Here is a 16,522-nt window from a genome sequence, read left to right on the forward strand (position 1 = left end):
TATGAATGTATTTAGAAATATGCTTCACATGGCTTGCCGATTCAAGACGGCCACGGTGCTCAACTTCCTAGGACTGACGGTAGCCTTTGCTGCCTGCTACCTGTTCTTGACGCAAGTCGCGTACAACCATTCCTATAATAAAGGACTGACCAACTATCAGCAGCTTTATCGCGTGGAAGTGCCTGCGATGTTTGACCACAGCAAGTGGCAGTCGAATGTAAACCGCTTCTTGGCAGACGAGTTGGCTAAGTTGCCTCAGGTGGAAGGTATGGCTTTGCTGCAGTGTTGGCAGAATGATAGTCGTTTTACGAAAGACGGTACTGAGTTTACATTTAAGTCTTGTAAGGTTAGCAATGATGCGCTGAAGACTATGGCTCCACGCCTGCTCGACGGCAAACTCGGTTGGAAGGATGGTGACCAGAAAGGACTGATCATTCCTGCCTCAGTAGCCGTAAAGTATTTTGGGACTACGCAAGTGGCGGGTCGCTGTATGTGGAACGACAAGGACAGCATTGTTGTGAGAGGTGTCTATGAAGATTTTCCTGACAACAGCATCATCGACAATTACGTCTATGGCTGTATGGGAGACGAGAATGAGGGAAACTTCCAGAACTACAACTATAACTGCTATCTGCGCTTGAGGGAGCAGATGGATACGGAGAAAGCCAAGCAACAGATTCTAACCCCGTTGGTAGAGAATATGCATCAGATGTACATCGAACACGGTGTTGAGGATCAATGGGATGAGGGAAAAACGAAAGAAAGTCTCAACCTGCGCCTGCAACCCATCACAGAGACTTGGTTCGCAGGTGTTGACCCTGAGCATGACAGAGGTAACAAGGCTGTTGACTGGATTCTCCAACTTTCGTGCCTCTTGGTGCTGATAATCGCTGCCATCAACTTTCTGAACTTCACGCTGGCTGAGAGTCCGATGCGTATCAAGAGCATCAACACACGTCGCGTGTTGGGCAGTCCTGTGTCATCGCTCCGCCTGGTCGTTGTCGCTGAGTCTGTATGTACTTCGCTTTTAGCATTTCTGTTGGCAGTCATAGTCAGCTATCTGTTGTCGCAGTGGCCATTCATTAGCGAACTCACCGTTGGCAGCAGTGCCTTAGGCGATCATCCATTGCTATTGGTGTGTCTTTGTTTGGCAGCCATTGTTGTTGGTATCGTTGCTGGTGTCTATCCAGCTTTCTATGCAACCAGTTTCCAACCTGCACTCGTCCTGAAAGGTTCCTTCGGACTTACGCCTAAGGGTCGCCAACTGCGCACCTTATTGCTTTGTCTGCAGTTCCTTATCACCAGCGTGATGGTGGTCTATATCGGCATCCTCTATCTGCAAAGCTACTACATCTTCAACTCCGACTATGGTTACGACAAGGACGAGATTCTGTATGCGGATACTTGGGAACTGTTAGACAAGCAGGATGCCCTGCGCTCGGAGCTGATGCAGCAGACGGGTGTGGTTGATGTGGCCTATTCGCAGTTCTCTCTGGGAACTGGCGACAGATATATGGCTTGGGGACGCGGTGACAAGAATCATCAGGTGCAGTTCACGGTTCTGCCCGTGGACTGGCACTATCTTCACACCATGGGCATTCAGGTAATTGAAGGCCATGACTTCATGGAGCACGATGGCGATTGCTATATCATCAATGAAGCAGCCCGCAAGAAATGGGACTGGGTAGAGATTGACAAAAAACTGCTGGATGACGACCTCACGGTGATTGGTGTGTGCCAGAATGTGCGCTTTGCTTCTACCCGTGTGGACAACAACGACACGCCCATGGCCTTCATCGTTTATGGCGAGACCTATCTCAGTCGTGGGTGGACCAATAACCTTGGGGTGATGAACGTGCGTGTGGCAGCAGGCACCGATAAGGTACAAATGCGCCGGAAGATTAAGGATATCTGCATGAAGCTCGGCGCACCGCATGAGCCAGATGTGAGGTTCCTGAACCAGACGCTTGAGAGTACCTACCAGGAGGAGTTCCGCTTCATCCGTCAGGTCATGGTGTTCTCTTTCATCTGTCTTGTTATCACGCTCATCGGCGTGTTCTGTATGACGATGTTCGAAACAGAGTATCGTCGCAAGGAGATTGGCATCCGCAAAGTGATGGGCAGCTCTACCAGTCAGATTCTGGTCATGCTCAGCCGTCGCTATGTGTGGCTGCTTGTAGGTAGCTTTGTGATGGCAGCCCCCTTGGCGTGGTACATTGGCACACAGTGGCTACAGGGCTTTGCCGAGCGCACACCTGTATATTGGTGGCTCTTCCCATTGGCCTTCCTTGCGGTGGGTGTCGTTACCCTTGCCACCATCATCATTCAGAGCTGGCGCACGGCCAATGAGAACCCTGTGAACAGTATAAAAACAGAGTAAAAAGCAGTAAGTGGAGAGTGAGTGTCAACAAATCATACGACATACCGTCTAAAGATTAGACGAACGGTCTTTGGGGACCCCAAAAAGCTTGCATCGAACCAATAATGATCGTAAATTTGCAATGTAAAAACAAACAAAGTGGTAACAATTTAAATACTTACGATTATGAAAAAGGTTATGATTAGCTTGGTGATGTGCCTGATGACTCTGATTTCAAATGCACAAGTGATGACATCTGCCTCTGTCAATCATCTGATTGATTCAGCCATCAGGGATGGCGAAGCAGGCTTTGTTCGCAATACTTATCGTGATGCCCATGGCGAAATAACGATGATGGAAGTATATCGTGAACAGGTAAAACACAAGGGGGACAGTATACGGAAACCCATATTCCGCTATGAGTACCAATATGCTGCTGATGGCATGCTGACCAGCCGTACTAAGTTCGTGTGGCGAAAGAGTCAGTGGCGGTGCATCGGTCGTTTCGACTACTCGCTCGAGAATGGCATCTATACCGTCAGCTATAGCCGCTGGAACAAGTCAAAGGCCAGCTTCGGTCAGCCTGTCGGTCAGATCAGCTACACGCTGTTGCCCGACGAAAGCATTGCCAGCGTGTCTTACTATAGCCGTCATCGCCACGGTGACGCACTGACGCTGGAGTGGCAGGCACTCGTGGATAGCCACTCAGACCATATGAACTATTATATCACTCAGAAATAAACAATGAATATATTAAAATCTCTCAACCAGCGCGGCCAGCACAATTTCATTAAGATATTGTGCCTGGCCGTAGGCTTGGCTACAGGCATCGTGTTGGTAGGCAAGGCTGGTTTTGAACAGTCGTGGGACAATTTCTTCCCGACGAGTGACCGCATCTATATCGCCTGCGAAGACGTGATTCACGACGGCGAATACCAGCACTATTCGCAGACGCCTGGTGCTGTGGCACCTGCCTTGAAACGCTACTGTCCGCAGGTGGAGGCCGCCACACGCTACACGACTTTCGCTTGGGACATGCCGATTGTGACTGACGATGACAAGCGCGTGCGCACCAACTATGCCTTGGCGGACAGTTGTTTCTTCGATGTGTTCCCCTTCCGCGTGCTGGCAGGCAATGCGAAGAAGACGCTTAGTCGGGTGGACTGTTGCATGATACCGCTCTCGCTGGCTGAGAAACTGGCTGGCAGTGCCAATCCCCTGTCTGTGGTGGGCAGGAAGGTGTACTACAACAAGCGTGACGGCTTGATGCTCACCATTGGCGGCGTGTACGAGGATGTGCCTCTGAACTCCCGTCTGCACGGATTGGAGGTCTTGGTGTCGATGCCCACCATTACGCAATTGATATGGGACGGGCGCGACAACTGGATAGGCAACGACCGCTTTATGGGCTATGTGCGTCTGGCAGAGGGTATCACTCCCAACGACCTGAAACCTCAGATTGAGCGCATGCAAAAAGAAAACCTGCCTCAAGAGGAACTCCAGAAAGCCGGTGTCAGTCTGGGCTTCTCTGTTCGTCCGCTGCGCGATTACCATAAGAACGACGACGGCACGCTGCGTATGACGTGGATACTCTCTATCTTGGCTGCCGTGCTCATTGGCTGTGCCGTGATGAACTATCTGCTGCTGGTGATTGGTGGAGTCAGCCTTCGGGCCCGCGAGATGGCTGTGCATAGGTGCTATGGTGCAGAGAGTCGCCATATCTATCTGAGGGTGATGGCAGAGAGTCTTGTCCACCTGTTGCTGTCGTTGGTGCTCGCAGCCCTGCTGCTATGGGTGTTCAAAGCCACAATCGAAGAACTGGTTGGCGCCCCGCTCACGGTATTGTTGCAACTGGGTGGTAATATGCTCCTCATCTTGCTCACTTGTCTGGTGGTGCTGTTGGTCACGGGCTTGGTGCCTGGATGGATCTATATCCACATTCCCGTCACGACGGCTTTCAAGAACTACAGCCACACACACCGCCTGTGGAAACTCCTGCTGCTTGGCCTGCAGTTTGCGTCTGCCACCTTCCTCATCATGCTGCTGATGGTGGTAGGCCGACAGTATAAACTGATGGTGAACGACGATCCCGGCTATGATTATGCCAAATTGGGAATGGTCGATATGGATGGTGTCTCGAAAGAGCAGCGCCAGCTGGCTTATGACGAGTTGAGCAAACTGTCGTCGGTCGAGGGAATCACGATGTCATATGCTGATCTGACTAAATATCAGAGCGGTGACAATATCTTCCTGCCTGGCGATGACCGTATGTATATGAATATCTCTGACTGGTTCTATGTGGGTGATAACTTCTTCGATGTGATGCGCATTCCTGTCATTGCCGGCAGCACCTTTACAGAACAGACCGACACGCTGCGCGAGGTGATGGTGAGTCGCCAGTTTGAAGAGAAAATGAAACAGTTGGCAGGTTGGGATCAGGCCGTAGGCAAGCAGGTCATCTGCACCTCATACGAGGGCCCTTACACCATTGTGGGCGTGTTCGAGGATGTCCGTGTGGGTAGTATCTCCGATCCAGATACGCGCCCCTGTGTGTGCTTCTATAGTCGCCGTCCCGAGCAGATGCACCATATCACCATTCGTTTCCACTCCATGGATGGGCTTGAGGCAGCCAACAAGAAGCTACGGGAGATCGTGACCGACAATCTTGATATTGCCATCGTGCCCTATAACCAGATGATTGCCGACCTCTATACCGATGCCCGTCACTTCCGCTCAACGGTGATGATAGGTGTCTTGGTGGCGCTCACGATTGCCCTGATAGGTCTGGTTGGCTATCTGGCAGGCGAGTTGGCTCGTCGCCAGAAAGAGATTGCTATCCGCAAGGCTAACGGTGCCACCATCGGTGATGTGCTCAGGTTGTTTGTCATCGACATCCTGCGTGTGGCGCTGCCAGCCGTTGTGACAGGCGTCTTAGGCGCTTGGTATGTGGCTCGTTTGTGGCTCGAACAGTTCAGTGAGAAGATCTCGCTGGTGTCGCCAGTCTATGGCTTGGCCATCCTACTTGTGTTTGCTGTTGTCTTTGGTGTGGTCTGCTCGTGCTGCTATCGTGTGGCTAGCAGCAACCCCGTGGATTATTTGAAGAATGAATAGAAGCCCCTCCCTCAAGCACTGGGGAAGGTCAGAATGCAAAACAGAACAATAATATAAACAAAAAAATGACCCTATAAGCCTACCAGCATAGCTATTAGCTCCCCTCCATACAAGGAGGGCTGGGGGTGGGTCTCTCGATTATGATTAAGATTGAAAACATTCAGAAGGTGTTCCGCACGGAAGAGGTGGAGACCGTGGCCTTGGGCGGCGTGTCGCTCGAGGTGAAGAAAGGAGAGTTTGTCGCCATTATGGGTCCTTCGGGCTGTGGCAAGTCAACCCTGTTGAACATATTGGGTCTGCTCGACAACCCCACCAGTGGTACCTATTATCTTGATGGCGAGGAGGTCGGTAGGCTGAAAGAGGGCCAGCGCACCAAGGTCCGTAAAGGTCAGATAGGCTTTGTGTTCCAGAGTTTCAACCTGATTGACGAACTGAACGTAGAAGAGAATGTTGAGTTGCCTTTAACATATCTTGGTGTTCCCAAGAAGGAACGCAGACAGCGTGTTGAGGAAGTGCTGCGCCGCATGGCTATCAGCCATCGTGCCCACCACTTCCCTCAGCAGCTCAGTGGTGGTCAGCAGCAGCGTGTGGCCATTGCCCGTGCGGTGGTGATGAACCCTAAGTTGATCCTTGCCGACGAGCCTACGGGTAATCTGGACTCAAAGAATGGTCTGGAGGTGATGCAGTTGCTCACCGAGCTGCATCAGGAGGGCACCACGATTGTCATGGTGACGCACTCGGAACGCGATGCGGGCTATGCTCAGCGCATTGTGAACCTCTTGGACGGACAGGTTGTTCCAGATGTGAAACTATGATAAAAGCAAGAAGGTGGCCGAAATCATCGACCACCTTCTTGCTTTCTGCTGTCGGGATGAGGCGACTCGAACGCCCGACCCCTACGTCCCGAACGTAGTGCGCTACCAACTGCGCTACATCCCGATTGCTGTCAGTTTTTCCAAAACTGGCTGCAAAGTTACTGCTTTTTTGCTGATTCAGCAAATTTTTCCCAGAAAAGTTTAGAGTAGCTCTGGCAACTGATAGAGCTTGGTGCTGTTAGAACCCTTGATGAGAATGAGCTGATGCTGAGGTTTGTGCTGCTGCAGTTCGGCCTTGACAGCTTCCACATCGGCAAACTTGCGGTAGTCGGTGCGGGTCTTTCCAAACTCCTCGCCCACCAGCCAGATGTTCTCCAGTCCGCTGGCTGCCAGCAGATCTACAATCTTCTGGTGCTCCTCGCCGCTGACTTCTCCCAGTTCGCGCATGTCGCCAAGGATGGCCATCTTGCCCTCGCCCTCCTTCGTCTGCATCGTATGGAAGTTGTCGAGCGCAGCCATCATGCTCGAGGGATTGGCATTGTAGGCATCCACGATGAGGCGGTTGCTCTCGGTCTCAACCAGTTGTGAACGGTTGTTGGTGGGCACATAGGTCTCCAAGGCGTGGTCTATCTGCTTGCGGTCCACACCGAAGTTGATGCCCACGGCGATGGCAGCCAGCAGGTTGTCTATGTTGTAAGAGCCAATCAGATTGGTCTGCACCTTGTGCCACTTCTGCGAAGCGCCCGTCTCTTCCAGTTCCATCAAGGGCTTGCGCCAGCGGAACTTCAGCAGGGGGTCGCAGCTGAGCACCTCGCCCGAGATACAGCCATACTGGTTGTCGGGGTCGGTAGAGTAGGGCGTGCACCACATATCGTCGGTCAGCATATCTACCAGATAGTCGTTGTCGGCATTGATAAACACCAGTCCGTCTTCTTTCGAGCGCAGATAGTCGTAGAGTTCGCCTTTGGTCTTCACTACACCCTCGAACGAGCCGAAGCCTTGCAGGTGGGCGCGGCCTACGTTGGTGATGAGTCCGCAGGTGGGCTCGGCCGTCTCTACCAGCGTCTTGATGTCGCCGGGATGACTGGCCCCCATCTCGATGATGGCTATCTCGTGCTCCTTGGTGAGGCGCAACAGCGTCTTGGGCACACCCACATCGTTGTTGAAGTTGCCCTCGGTGGCCAGCACGTTGTACTTCTCAGAGAGCACTGCCTTGATGAGTTCCTTGGTGGTGGTCTTGCCGTTGGTGCCCGTGATGCCGATCACGGGGATGTTGAACTGGCGACGATGTTCGCGGGCAATGTCCTTAAAGGTCTGCAGACAGTTGTCAACAAGGATGTAACGGTCGTCTTTGACCACCTCGGGATTGTCAACGATGGCATAGGCACACCCCTTCTGCAGGGCGCCCTCTGCATAGAGGTTGCCATCGAACTTCTCGCCTTTCAGCGCCAGGAAGATGCTGCCTTCGGGGCAGTCGCGGCTATCCGTGGTGATGCACGGATGCTGCTGATATAGCTTGTATAGTTCCTTAATGTCCATACCTTATTGTTATAATTGACTGCAAAAGTACTAAGAAGTAAGCGAACCACCAAGCGTTTGCTTACTTTTTTCTTTCACTTTTCCAACCGTAAAGTGCTGCTTTTCTAATTCACGACTTAAGTCGAAAGACCTCACGACTTAAGTCGAAAAATCTCACGACTATAGTCAAAAGGTCTTGTGACTTAAGTCGTGAGTTGCTAAAGCGTAACTTTAGAGTTGCTTTACTTACGCTTATACACCATTGTAGTGCCCACTTTTGTACACGTAAGCATGGCTTCGGGGCCAGAGGTCAGTTCTTCAAGCCATTTCAAAACCATGTGTTGTGTCATGCCAAAGTAGTGCATCATCTGAGAGCGAGTAATAATTTGGTGCTCGTCCAGATAAATGTTCAACTGTCTGATAATCTGCTCTTTGGTATAGATAACCGAGTGTCCCACGCTGCCTCGTCCTGTCTTGTTGGTGAAGTGGTAGCCGTCTAGGTTCAGCTTGTCGAGCAGCGCTTTGTCGGGAGTAAAGTTGATGGTCTCTATGGCGACGTCGTTTCCAGTGATGTCGGCAGCATTGGTGAACTGCGTTTTCAGTTCGTTGCCATCCTCGTCGAAGCGTTTTTTGAATCCCACCTTCAGCGAGAACGTGCCGATGCCCTCCAGATGCAGTCGCTTGTTGTCGGTCAGGAAGTCCACAATCTCGGATGACAGCACGTTCAGTGCCAGTTCCATCATTTCCGGGTTCATCGAGTTGTGCATCTGCAGATGGTGCATCAGATCCTTTCTTCGTGCTGTGTAGAAGTTCTCGTGTCTCACTTGAAAAGTGTCTTTTCCCTCGGCATCTTTCAGAGGGTTGCGGTGTACGCTGAATTGAATTGTTTTGCTCATAATGTTCATGGTTTTTATTAAGGTCGTGCAAAGATACTGTTTTTTTATTCGAAATGCTACAGAAATCCGAAAAACTTTCTTAATTGGTAGCCATTATTTTTCTCCATTTCCTGCCGTTAATTGCAAATAATTAAGTAATTTTGCAGGCAAATAGGATACTACGATGGCATACGCACTGAATATCAAGGGACAACTGCTCGATCTGAGCGAGCCGCGCGTGATGGGCATACTGAACGCTACACCTGACTCGTTCTTTGCCGGTAGTAGGAAACAGACGGAGCAAGAGATAGCTGAGCGCGCGCGCCAGATTGTGGACGAAGGGGCAGCCTTCGTCGATGTGGGCGCTTTCTCTACCCGTCCCGGTGCTGCCGAAGTGACCGAAGAAGAAGAACTCGTGAGGATGCGTCGCGCCTTGCAGATTGTGAAGCGCGAAGTGCCCGATGCCATTGTCTCTGTAGATACGTTTCGACCTGCCGTGGCTCGCATGGCAGTCGAGGAGATGGGTGCCGACATCATCAACGATGTGTCGGAAGGCGGCGTGACGGGCATCGTTGGCAAACAGTTGGATGCAGAAACGAGCGAGGTGCCACAGATCTTCCGCACGGTGGCACGTCTGCAGGTGCCCTACATCCTGATGTCGGTACAGAAAGACCTGCACGACACGCTGATGGTCTTTGCCAAGAAGGTGCAGCAGTTGCGCGACCTGGGGCAGAAAGACATCATCCTGGATCCCGGCTTCGGCTTTGGAAAGACCTTGGAGGACAACTACCGTCTGATGGGCGAGATGGAGAGGCTGCAGGTGATGGAGCTGCCATTGCTGGTGGGCATCTCGAGAAAGTCAATGATCTACCGCCTGTTGGACACAGAACCCGACCGCGCCCTGAACGGCACCAGCGTGCTGAACACCATTGCCCTGATGAAGGGCGCCTCTATCCTGCGAGTGCACGATGTGAAAGAGGCGGTGGAATGCGTCAGGATTGTGAGAAGCACCACCGCATGACATCGAGATAAAAGTACTAAATAAGCGAAAGAAGAAAACATGTTTTTTGAATTCGGACTGAAAGATTTCCTCGACATCCTGTTTGTAGCCATAGGCTTGTACTATGTTTACAGGCTGATGCGTGAGTCGCGCTCGCTGAACGTGTTTGTGGGTGTGCTCATCTTTGTGGTGGTGTGGCTGTTCGTGTCGCAGGTGTTGCAGATGCGCCTGTTGGGCACCATCCTCGACCGCTTGGTCAGTGTGGGAGTGATTGCCATCATCGTGCTGTTTCAGGACGAAATCAGAAAATTCCTCTATAACCTGGGTGCCCATCGTCGCATCCGCAGTTTTGTGCGTCTGTTCTCGCCTGTGCATGGCGAGGAAGCAGACAAAGCCAATTTGAAAAAGAACATCATGCCTATCGTGATGGCTTGTATGTCGATGGCCAAGGGAAAGGTGGGCGCACTGATTGTGGTAGAGCGTACCACACCCCTGAACGACGTGGTATCGACCGGTGAGGAACTTGACGCTGAAATCAATCAGCGACTGATAGAAAATATCTTTTTCAAAAACTCACCACTGCACGATGGCGCCATGATTGTGCGCGACCATCGCATCAGGGCAGCAGCCTGTATCCTGCCTGTGAGCCACGATCTGGACATCCCGAAAGAGCTGGGACTCAGACATCGTGCCGCCCTGGGCATGTCGCAAGAGAGCGATGCCTTGTGCATTGTGGTCAGCGAAGAGACGGGCGGCATCTCCATCGCCCGCAACGGACAGTTCCGCCTGCATCTCTCTGCCGAGGAGCTGGAAGCCGTGCTGACCGAGGGAATGGAATAACAAACATTATCTACAAATAAATATAAAACAAATAAAGCATGGATTTATTAAGTCAAATTGTGGCGCGTGCTAAGAGTAACAAGCAGCGCATCGTACTTCCTGAAGCAGAGGAAGAGCGCACCCTGTGTGCAGCCGATCGTGTTCTGGCAGAGGACATGGCCGACATTATTCTGATTGGTAACCCTGCAAAGGTAGAGGCTCTGGCAAAGGAGAAGGGGCTGACACACATCGGCAAAGCCACCCTCATCGACCCAGAGAACTACGAGAAGAGCGAGGAACTGGCCGAGAAGTTAGCCGAAATTCGTAAGTCGAAGGGCATGACCATCGAGCAGGCTCGTGAGTTGGTGAAGAACCCTCTGTACTTGGGCTGTATGATTATCAAGACCGAAGGTGCCGATGGTCAGATCTCTGGCGCACTCTCTACCACTGGCGACACACTGCGTCCTGCGCTGCAGATCATCAAGTGTGCTCCTGGTATCACCTGCGTGAGCGGTGGACTGCTGCTTATCTCCAAGCAGAAACAGTATGGCGAGGATGGCGTACTGGTGGTTGGCGACGTCGCCGTTACGCCAATGCCCGATGCTGCTCAGCTCTCGCAGATTGCCGTGTGCACCGCACAGACTGCCAAGAGTGTGGCTGGCTTTGCTGAGCCCCGTGTGGCTATGCTGAGCTTTTCTACTAAGGGTAGCGCTAAGCACGAGGTGGTTGACAAGGTCGTTGAGGCCACACGTCTGGCTAAGGAAATGGCTCCCGACCTGAAGATTGACGGTGAGTTGCAGGCTGACGCTGCTTTGGTTCCCAGTGTAGGTGCCAAGAAGGCTCCCGGTTCTGACATTGCCGGTAAGGCTAACGTGCTGGTATTCCCCAACCTTGAGGTGGGCAACATCGGCTATAAGATGGTGCAGCGTCTGGGTGATGCAATCGCCATCGGTCCTATCCTGCAGGGTATTGCACGACCTGTCAACGACCTGTCGCGTGGTTGCTCGGTAGAGGACATCTACTACATGGTGGCTATCACAGCTTGTCAGGCTATGGATGCCAAGAAGTAGGACCCACCCCCAACCCCTCCCTGTATGGAGGGGAGTGGATACAATTAGAATAATCATTTAAAGAATGCCCCTATAACTCCTATAGGTAAATACTCCTCCCCATACAGGGGGAGGCTGGGAGGGGGTCGATAATTATGAAGATATTAGTTTTGAATTGTGGCTCATCGTCTATCAAGTACGCCCTGTATAATATGGACGACAAGAGCGTGATGACCAGCGGTGGCGCTGAGCGCGTGGGTTTGGATAATGCCTTCGTCAAGGTGAAGCTGGCCAATGGCGAGAAAAAACAGATTATGCACGACATCCCCGAACATACCGAGGGCGTCAAGTTTATCTTCTCTCTGCTGACCGATCCAGAAATCGGTGTCATCAAGAGTCTCGACGAGATTGATGCCGTAGGTCACCGTATGGTGCATGGTGGCGAGAAGTTCAACCAGTCTGTAGTGTTGACCGACGAGGTGCTGAAGGCCTTCGAGGAGTGCTCTGACCTGGCTCCACTGCACAACCCCGCCAACCTGAAGGGTGTGAACGCTGTGAAGGAGCTGATGCCAGGTCTGCCACAGGTCGGCGTGTTTGACACCGCCTTCCACCAGACCATGCCTGCCAAGGCTTATATGTATGCCATCCCCTACGAGCTCTACGAGAAGTATGGCGTGCGTCGCTATGGCTTCCACGGCACTTCACACCGTTATGTGTCAGCCCGCGCCTGCGAGTTCCTGGGCATCAAAGCCGAGGGCACAAAGATGATTACCTGTCATATCGGTAATGGCGGCTCGGTAGCTGCTGTGCTCGATGGTAAGTGTATCGACACTTCGATGGGTCTGACACCATTGGAAGGACTGGTGATGGGCACACGCTCTGGCGACATCGACGGTGGCGCTGTGACCTTCCTTGAGAAGAAGCTCGGCCTGGATGCCGATGGCATGAGCAACCTGCTGAACAAGAAGAGCGGTGTGGCTGGTATCACTGGCGGTTCGAGCGATATGCGCGATGTAGAGAACGCTGCCAAGGCTGGTGAGCCTCGTGCCGTGTTGGCACAGCAGATGTACTTCTATCGCATAAAGAAGTATATCGGTGCTTATGCAGCTGCCATGGGTGGTGTAGATGTGATTGTCTTCACTGCTGGTGTCGGTGAGAACCAGATATCTATGCGTTCAGAGGTTTGCAAGGGCTTGGAGTTCCTGGGCGTGAAGTTCGACGAGCAGAAGAACAACGTGCGTGGTGAAGAGGCTATCATCTCTGCCGACGATTCAAAGGTAAAGGTGGTGGTTATTCCTACAGACGAGGAACTGATGATTGCCACAGACACAATGAACCTTCTGTAAACTGAGGGTTTAAACTGAGAACTGAGAGTTGAGAACTGAGAGGTATGATTACTTTTTTTAGTTGAGAACTGAGAGTTGAGGGTTTAAACTGAGAACTGAGAGTTGAGAACTGAGAGGTATGATTACTTTTTAGTTGAGAACTGATTATAAATGAGGTGAGAGGTGTGATTATTTTCAGCGTTGGTTGATACGCTCGAATCTAATCATACCTCTCACCTCTCAATTCTCAGTTAAATTTAAACAACGCTTTCCCCCTCGATATATTGTTGCATGAACAGATGATCGCCGTCGTAAACGACGTAGGAGAACTGTGAAATCCAGTCGCCGAGGATGATGGTGCGCACCTTCTTACTGACCTGCAGATCGACCTCTATATGACGATGACCGTAGATGAAGACATCCACGTTGGGGTGCGTCTTCATGTATTCCTTTGTATAGAGAATGAGGTGCTCACGGTTCTCGCCCATGTATGGTGGCTCTTCACCGTTAGGACGCTTCATGCGCGAGTGCTTGGCCCATGTCTGTCCGAACCAGATGCCCCAGCGGGGATGGATGGCAGAGAACAGACTCTGGCAGATGGGACTGTGGAACAGCGCACGGATGAACTTGAACTTCTTGTCGGGATCGCCCAGACCGTCGCCATGTGCCAGATAGAAGATCTTGCCGTAGAGTTCGACGGTGAGTGGCTGTTTGTGCAGAATGACACCGCACTCGCGTTCAAGATAGTCGAAAGCCCAGATATCATGATTGCCTGTGAAGAAGTGGACTTCCACGCCCATGTCTGTCAACTCAGACAACTTGCCAAGAAAACGCGTATAGCCGCGTGGCACTACAAACTTATACTCGTACCAGAAGTCGAACATGTCGCCCAACAGATAGATGGCACCAGCCTTGTCTTTGATACTGTCAAGAAAGCGCACCAGACGGCGCTCCTGCATGCGACGGTGGTCAAGGGCCCACGAGCCTAAATGAGCATCGGATAAAAAATAAATATTCTTCATAGTTTAGAACTGAGAGTTGAGAACTGAGAGGTATGATTAGATTTGATACTTCTTTTTGAGCGTGTTGATAGAACTGACCAACATTTTGACCAGTTCTTCTGCGTCAGTATGTATAGAATCGAATTCCTTTTCATTTAAATAGTTTCCGTTATATAAACTTTTTAGCCAAAATAAAGTCTCGTCTGATTCTTTGAGAGCAATACTTAATTTGTGTATGAAATCTGCGGTACTCTGAGCGTTTCTGCTTTCGGCAATATTTGCTCCTATGCTGGTTCCACTTCGTAAGACTTGCTTCGACATTACAAGTTCTTTTTTCTGAGATGTGAGGTATTGATACATTCTGACGATTCTACCCGAAAAAACTTCGGATTTCTCCAGTAAGATACTTTTTTCCCGTTTCATGTTGGTAGTCCTACAAATCTAATCATATCTCTCAGTTCTCAGTTCTCAACTCTCAACTCAATCAAATCCCAGTTCGACTCTGGCCTCTTCGCTCATCATGGACTGATCCCATGCAGGCTCGAAGACGAGGTTGATGTTAGCAGACTTCACACCTTCGACACTTTCTACCTTGGTGCGGACATCCTCAAGGATGAAGTCGGCGGCAGGACAGTTGGGAGCAGTGAACGTCATGTCGAGATCGACGGCGGCCTCCTCGCTGACGTCGATCTTGTAGATCATGCCCAGATCGTAGATGTTGACAGGAATCTCAGGATCGTAAACGGTCTTCAACACGTCAACAATCCTTTCTTCTATTTGAGTTTTTTCTGTTTGTGTCATATTGATAATGGTGAATAGATGACTATTGTGTAGCAACCATGGGAAAAACGTATTTTGTCATGCCCTCATGGGTGTTGATGCTGATGCTGACAGAGTCGGCGGTAAAGTCAGATAAGGGGATACTGAAATAAGTGCGGAGTGAGTAGTAGGAGGGCACATCGTTCTGGTCGTGATAGAACTGCAGGTGGATGGTCTTCGTGCCATCGCTGTTCGTTTGCTTGCCCACCAGATGGGCAGCGACCAAGTGCTTCGCTTTGGTGTCGGTGGTGTTGCCTACCATCAGACGTACACCAAGGTTTAAGTATGTCTTGTTGGTGCTCACCCAACAGGTCTCAATCTTGACAGGATCCGTCTTGATGTCTTTGATCTGTCGGGGCGACAGGACCGTCACCCTGTTGAAACTGATGGCCTCTGCCAGCTTCTCGCCCTTGTTGTAGTATAAGATGCCACGATAAGTTGAGTCGGCCGTGGTGATCCAACTAGTAGTGAAGGGTGGGGCGGTGACGAGTCGTTCGTCTTCATCGGTCACCACATAGTCTATCTGCTTGTCGCTGTTGGCGTGCGCCAATACCATCTCTGCTTGCATGCGAGAGTAGGTCCCTTCACCCTTTTCGTAAACATCTTGGGTGCAGGATAGAAGTGCCAGAAAGGCAACAGCGAGGAAAGGCAGAGGCTTCATAGTGCGGTCATTTTGTTTTTGACGGGGTTGGCATACATGATAAGCATTTTTTCGCGCAGGAAGGCTTCATCCTTGTTGGGAATATGGATTTTGGCGAGTTGCTTGGCAAGATACTGCTCAAAGCGTTGGCGGTCGGCCTCGTTGTAATGGCTGGCCTGTGCGGTGTCACCATTCAACAGGTCAAGGGCTACGTAGTTGCTGGGGTAGAGTGTATAACCCTGGTGGATGGCTTGGTCCATGCGCTGACAGAGGGCGGCATAATACTCCTGTTTGGAGAGTCCTTCGAGTTCGTCAATCCACTCGTTGATGGGTTTGCCACAATGATACGTCACACGTCCTTTATAGCCAAAGATGCCCGTCTTCATGTTGTCGAGGTCGTCTTGTTTACTCTTCTTGAAAGCTGGGTTGTCGCGTTTCTGTTGGAACTCCTGTGCCTTCAGGTAGTCGCAAGGGTCGAACTCGTAGCTGATGGTCAGCGGCACAATGTTCAGTTCGCGCAGGTCTCCCCCCATGGCCAGCATCTTCAATACCGCTTCTTGCGTGTGGTCGCTGGAGTCCTTGGCACGACCTTCGCGCTGGGCAATCCAGATGTTCTCGCGTTTCTGTTGGACAGCATAATGAATATAGCTGCTCATCAGTTGACTAGAACGTAACATCTCTTTAGGTGTCAAGCCACGGCGCACGGTGAATGCCTTGTTCATGCGCACCAATCGTTTGATCCAGGGATAGATGAGCAGGTTGTCGCCAATACCAATCTCTACGGTGGTGGGATAGCCCGCCTCGATGAGCTTCACGTCGAGAAAAGCAGAGTCGAGCACGATGTCACGGTGGTTGCTGATGAAGGTAAAACGTGGCTGCTGCTTGTCTGTCGGCATCTGGCTGTAGTCGAAGAAACAACCGTCGGTATGTTTGCGGATGATATAGTTCACCACAGGTTTCATGAAACGTTTCTGAAAATCCAGCGGTGTCTTGATGCCTGTAAATGCGAGACGCAACAGGCCATTGCGCAACAGTTTTGGCAACCAGGGCGTAAAGCCCTTCATGATGATGTTGAACTGTCGGTCGCTGAGCAAGTCGTCAAACGCTTGCTTCATCTCTTCAGCCTCGTATGGCCGTATGTCGTCAAACTCGTTGCTTATCATACTTTTTACTTCTCACTTCTCACCTCTT

15 protein-coding genes and 1 tRNA gene are annotated in these 16,522 nt (G+C 51.2%); 8 read left to right on the forward strand and 8 right to left on the reverse strand.

Annotation, left to right across the window (positions count from 1 at the left end; genetic code table 11):
• The first annotated feature begins 1 nt into the window (after position 1).
• From L6472_RS01250 to L6472_RS01265, 4 genes are all read left to right on the forward strand, one after another.
• A complete protein-coding gene (locus L6472_RS01250; protein ID WP_237806480.1) occupies positions 2–2,380 on the forward strand; it encodes an ABC transporter permease in 2,379 nt (792 codons plus the stop codon).
• A 165-nt stretch (positions 2,381–2,545) separates the two neighbouring features.
• A complete protein-coding gene (locus L6472_RS01255) occupies positions 2,546–3,100 on the forward strand; it encodes a DUF3836 domain-containing protein (RefSeq protein WP_237806482.1) in 555 nt (184 codons plus the stop codon).
• Positions 3,101–3,103: 3 nt separating this feature from the next.
• Positions 3,104–5,470, forward strand: a complete 2,367-nt coding sequence (locus tag L6472_RS01260) for an ABC transporter permease (protein ID WP_237806484.1) — start codon at positions 3,104–3,106, stop codon at positions 5,468–5,470.
• A 140-nt stretch (positions 5,471–5,610) separates the two neighbouring features.
• Complete coding sequence (locus tag L6472_RS01265; protein WP_237806486.1) at positions 5,611–6,285, forward strand: ABC transporter ATP-binding protein; 675 nt, start codon at positions 5,611–5,613, stop codon at positions 6,283–6,285.
• Between the two features lie 51 nt (positions 6,286–6,336).
• On the opposite strand, the gene L6472_RS01270 is transcribed toward L6472_RS01265, so the two are convergent.
• The 3 genes from L6472_RS01270 to L6472_RS01280 form a co-directional block, all read right to left on the reverse strand.
• Positions 6,337–6,409: transfer RNA gene (locus L6472_RS01270), tRNA-Pro, on the reverse strand.
• A gap of 77 nt (positions 6,410–6,486) precedes the next feature.
• Entirely contained in the window at positions 6,487–7,824 is a 1,338-nt protein-coding gene (gene murF, locus L6472_RS01275) for a UDP-N-acetylmuramoyl-tripeptide--D-alanyl-D-alanine ligase (protein ID WP_237806488.1), read from the reverse strand.
• 221 nt (positions 7,825–8,045) lie between these two features.
• Positions 8,046–8,699, reverse strand: coding sequence for a hypothetical protein (locus tag L6472_RS01280; protein ID WP_237806490.1), 654 nt, complete (start codon positions 8,697–8,699; stop codon positions 8,046–8,048).
• 163 nt (positions 8,700–8,862) lie between these two features.
• On the opposite strand from L6472_RS01280, the gene folP reads away from it, so the two are divergent.
• The 4 genes from folP (at position 8,863) to L6472_RS01300 (ending at position 12,892) form a co-directional block, all read left to right on the forward strand.
• On the forward strand, positions 8,863–9,699 hold the full coding sequence (gene folP, locus L6472_RS01285) for a dihydropteroate synthase (protein WP_237806492.1): 837 nt from the start codon (positions 8,863–8,865) through the stop codon (positions 9,697–9,699).
• 39 nt (positions 9,700–9,738) lie between these two features.
• Complete coding sequence (gene cdaA, locus L6472_RS01290; protein ID WP_237806494.1) at positions 9,739–10,518, forward strand: diadenylate cyclase CdaA; 780 nt, start codon at positions 9,739–9,741, stop codon at positions 10,516–10,518.
• 38 nt (positions 10,519–10,556) lie between these two features.
• On the forward strand, positions 10,557–11,567 hold the full coding sequence (pta, locus tag L6472_RS01295) for a phosphate acetyltransferase (RefSeq protein WP_237806496.1): 1,011 nt from the start codon (positions 10,557–10,559) through the stop codon (positions 11,565–11,567).
• A 134-nt stretch (positions 11,568–11,701) separates the two neighbouring features.
• Positions 11,702–12,892: an acetate kinase gene (locus tag L6472_RS01300; RefSeq protein WP_027450633.1), complete on the forward strand. Its 1,191-nt coding sequence runs from the start codon at positions 11,702–11,704 to the stop codon at positions 12,890–12,892.
• 236 nt (positions 12,893–13,128) lie between these two features.
• On the opposite strand, the gene L6472_RS01305 is transcribed toward L6472_RS01300, so the two are convergent.
• The 5 genes from L6472_RS01305 to L6472_RS01325 are packed head-to-tail and all read right to left on the reverse strand — an operon-like array spanning position 13,129 to position 16,494.
• Entirely contained in the window at positions 13,129–13,893 is a 765-nt protein-coding gene (locus tag L6472_RS01305) for a UDP-2,3-diacylglucosamine diphosphatase (protein WP_237806498.1), read from the reverse strand.
• Between the two features lie 36 nt (positions 13,894–13,929).
• Complete coding sequence (locus L6472_RS01310) at positions 13,930–14,295, reverse strand: four helix bundle protein (RefSeq protein ID WP_237806500.1); 366 nt, start codon at positions 14,293–14,295, stop codon at positions 13,930–13,932.
• A gap of 57 nt (positions 14,296–14,352) precedes the next feature.
• Complete coding sequence (locus L6472_RS01315) at positions 14,353–14,673, reverse strand: metal-sulfur cluster assembly factor (RefSeq protein ID WP_237806502.1); 321 nt, start codon at positions 14,671–14,673, stop codon at positions 14,353–14,355.
• A 22-nt stretch (positions 14,674–14,695) separates the two neighbouring features.
• The gene (locus L6472_RS01320; protein ID WP_237806504.1) at positions 14,696–15,352 is read right to left on the reverse strand and encodes a NigD-like C-terminal domain-containing protein; all 657 of its coding nucleotides are present in this window, start codon (positions 15,350–15,352) and stop codon (positions 14,696–14,698) included.
• The gene (locus L6472_RS01325) at positions 15,349–16,494 is read right to left on the reverse strand and encodes an acyltransferase (RefSeq protein WP_237806507.1); all 1,146 of its coding nucleotides are present in this window, start codon (positions 16,492–16,494) and stop codon (positions 15,349–15,351) included. The genes L6472_RS01320 and L6472_RS01325 overlap by 4 nt, the downstream gene beginning before the upstream one ends.
• Between the last annotated feature and the right edge of the window lie 28 nt (positions 16,495–16,522).

Origin of the sequence: Prevotella sp. E13-17 (assembly GCF_022024035.1) — a bacterium.
Lineage (GTDB): Bacteria > Bacteroidota > Bacteroidia > Bacteroidales > Bacteroidaceae > Prevotella.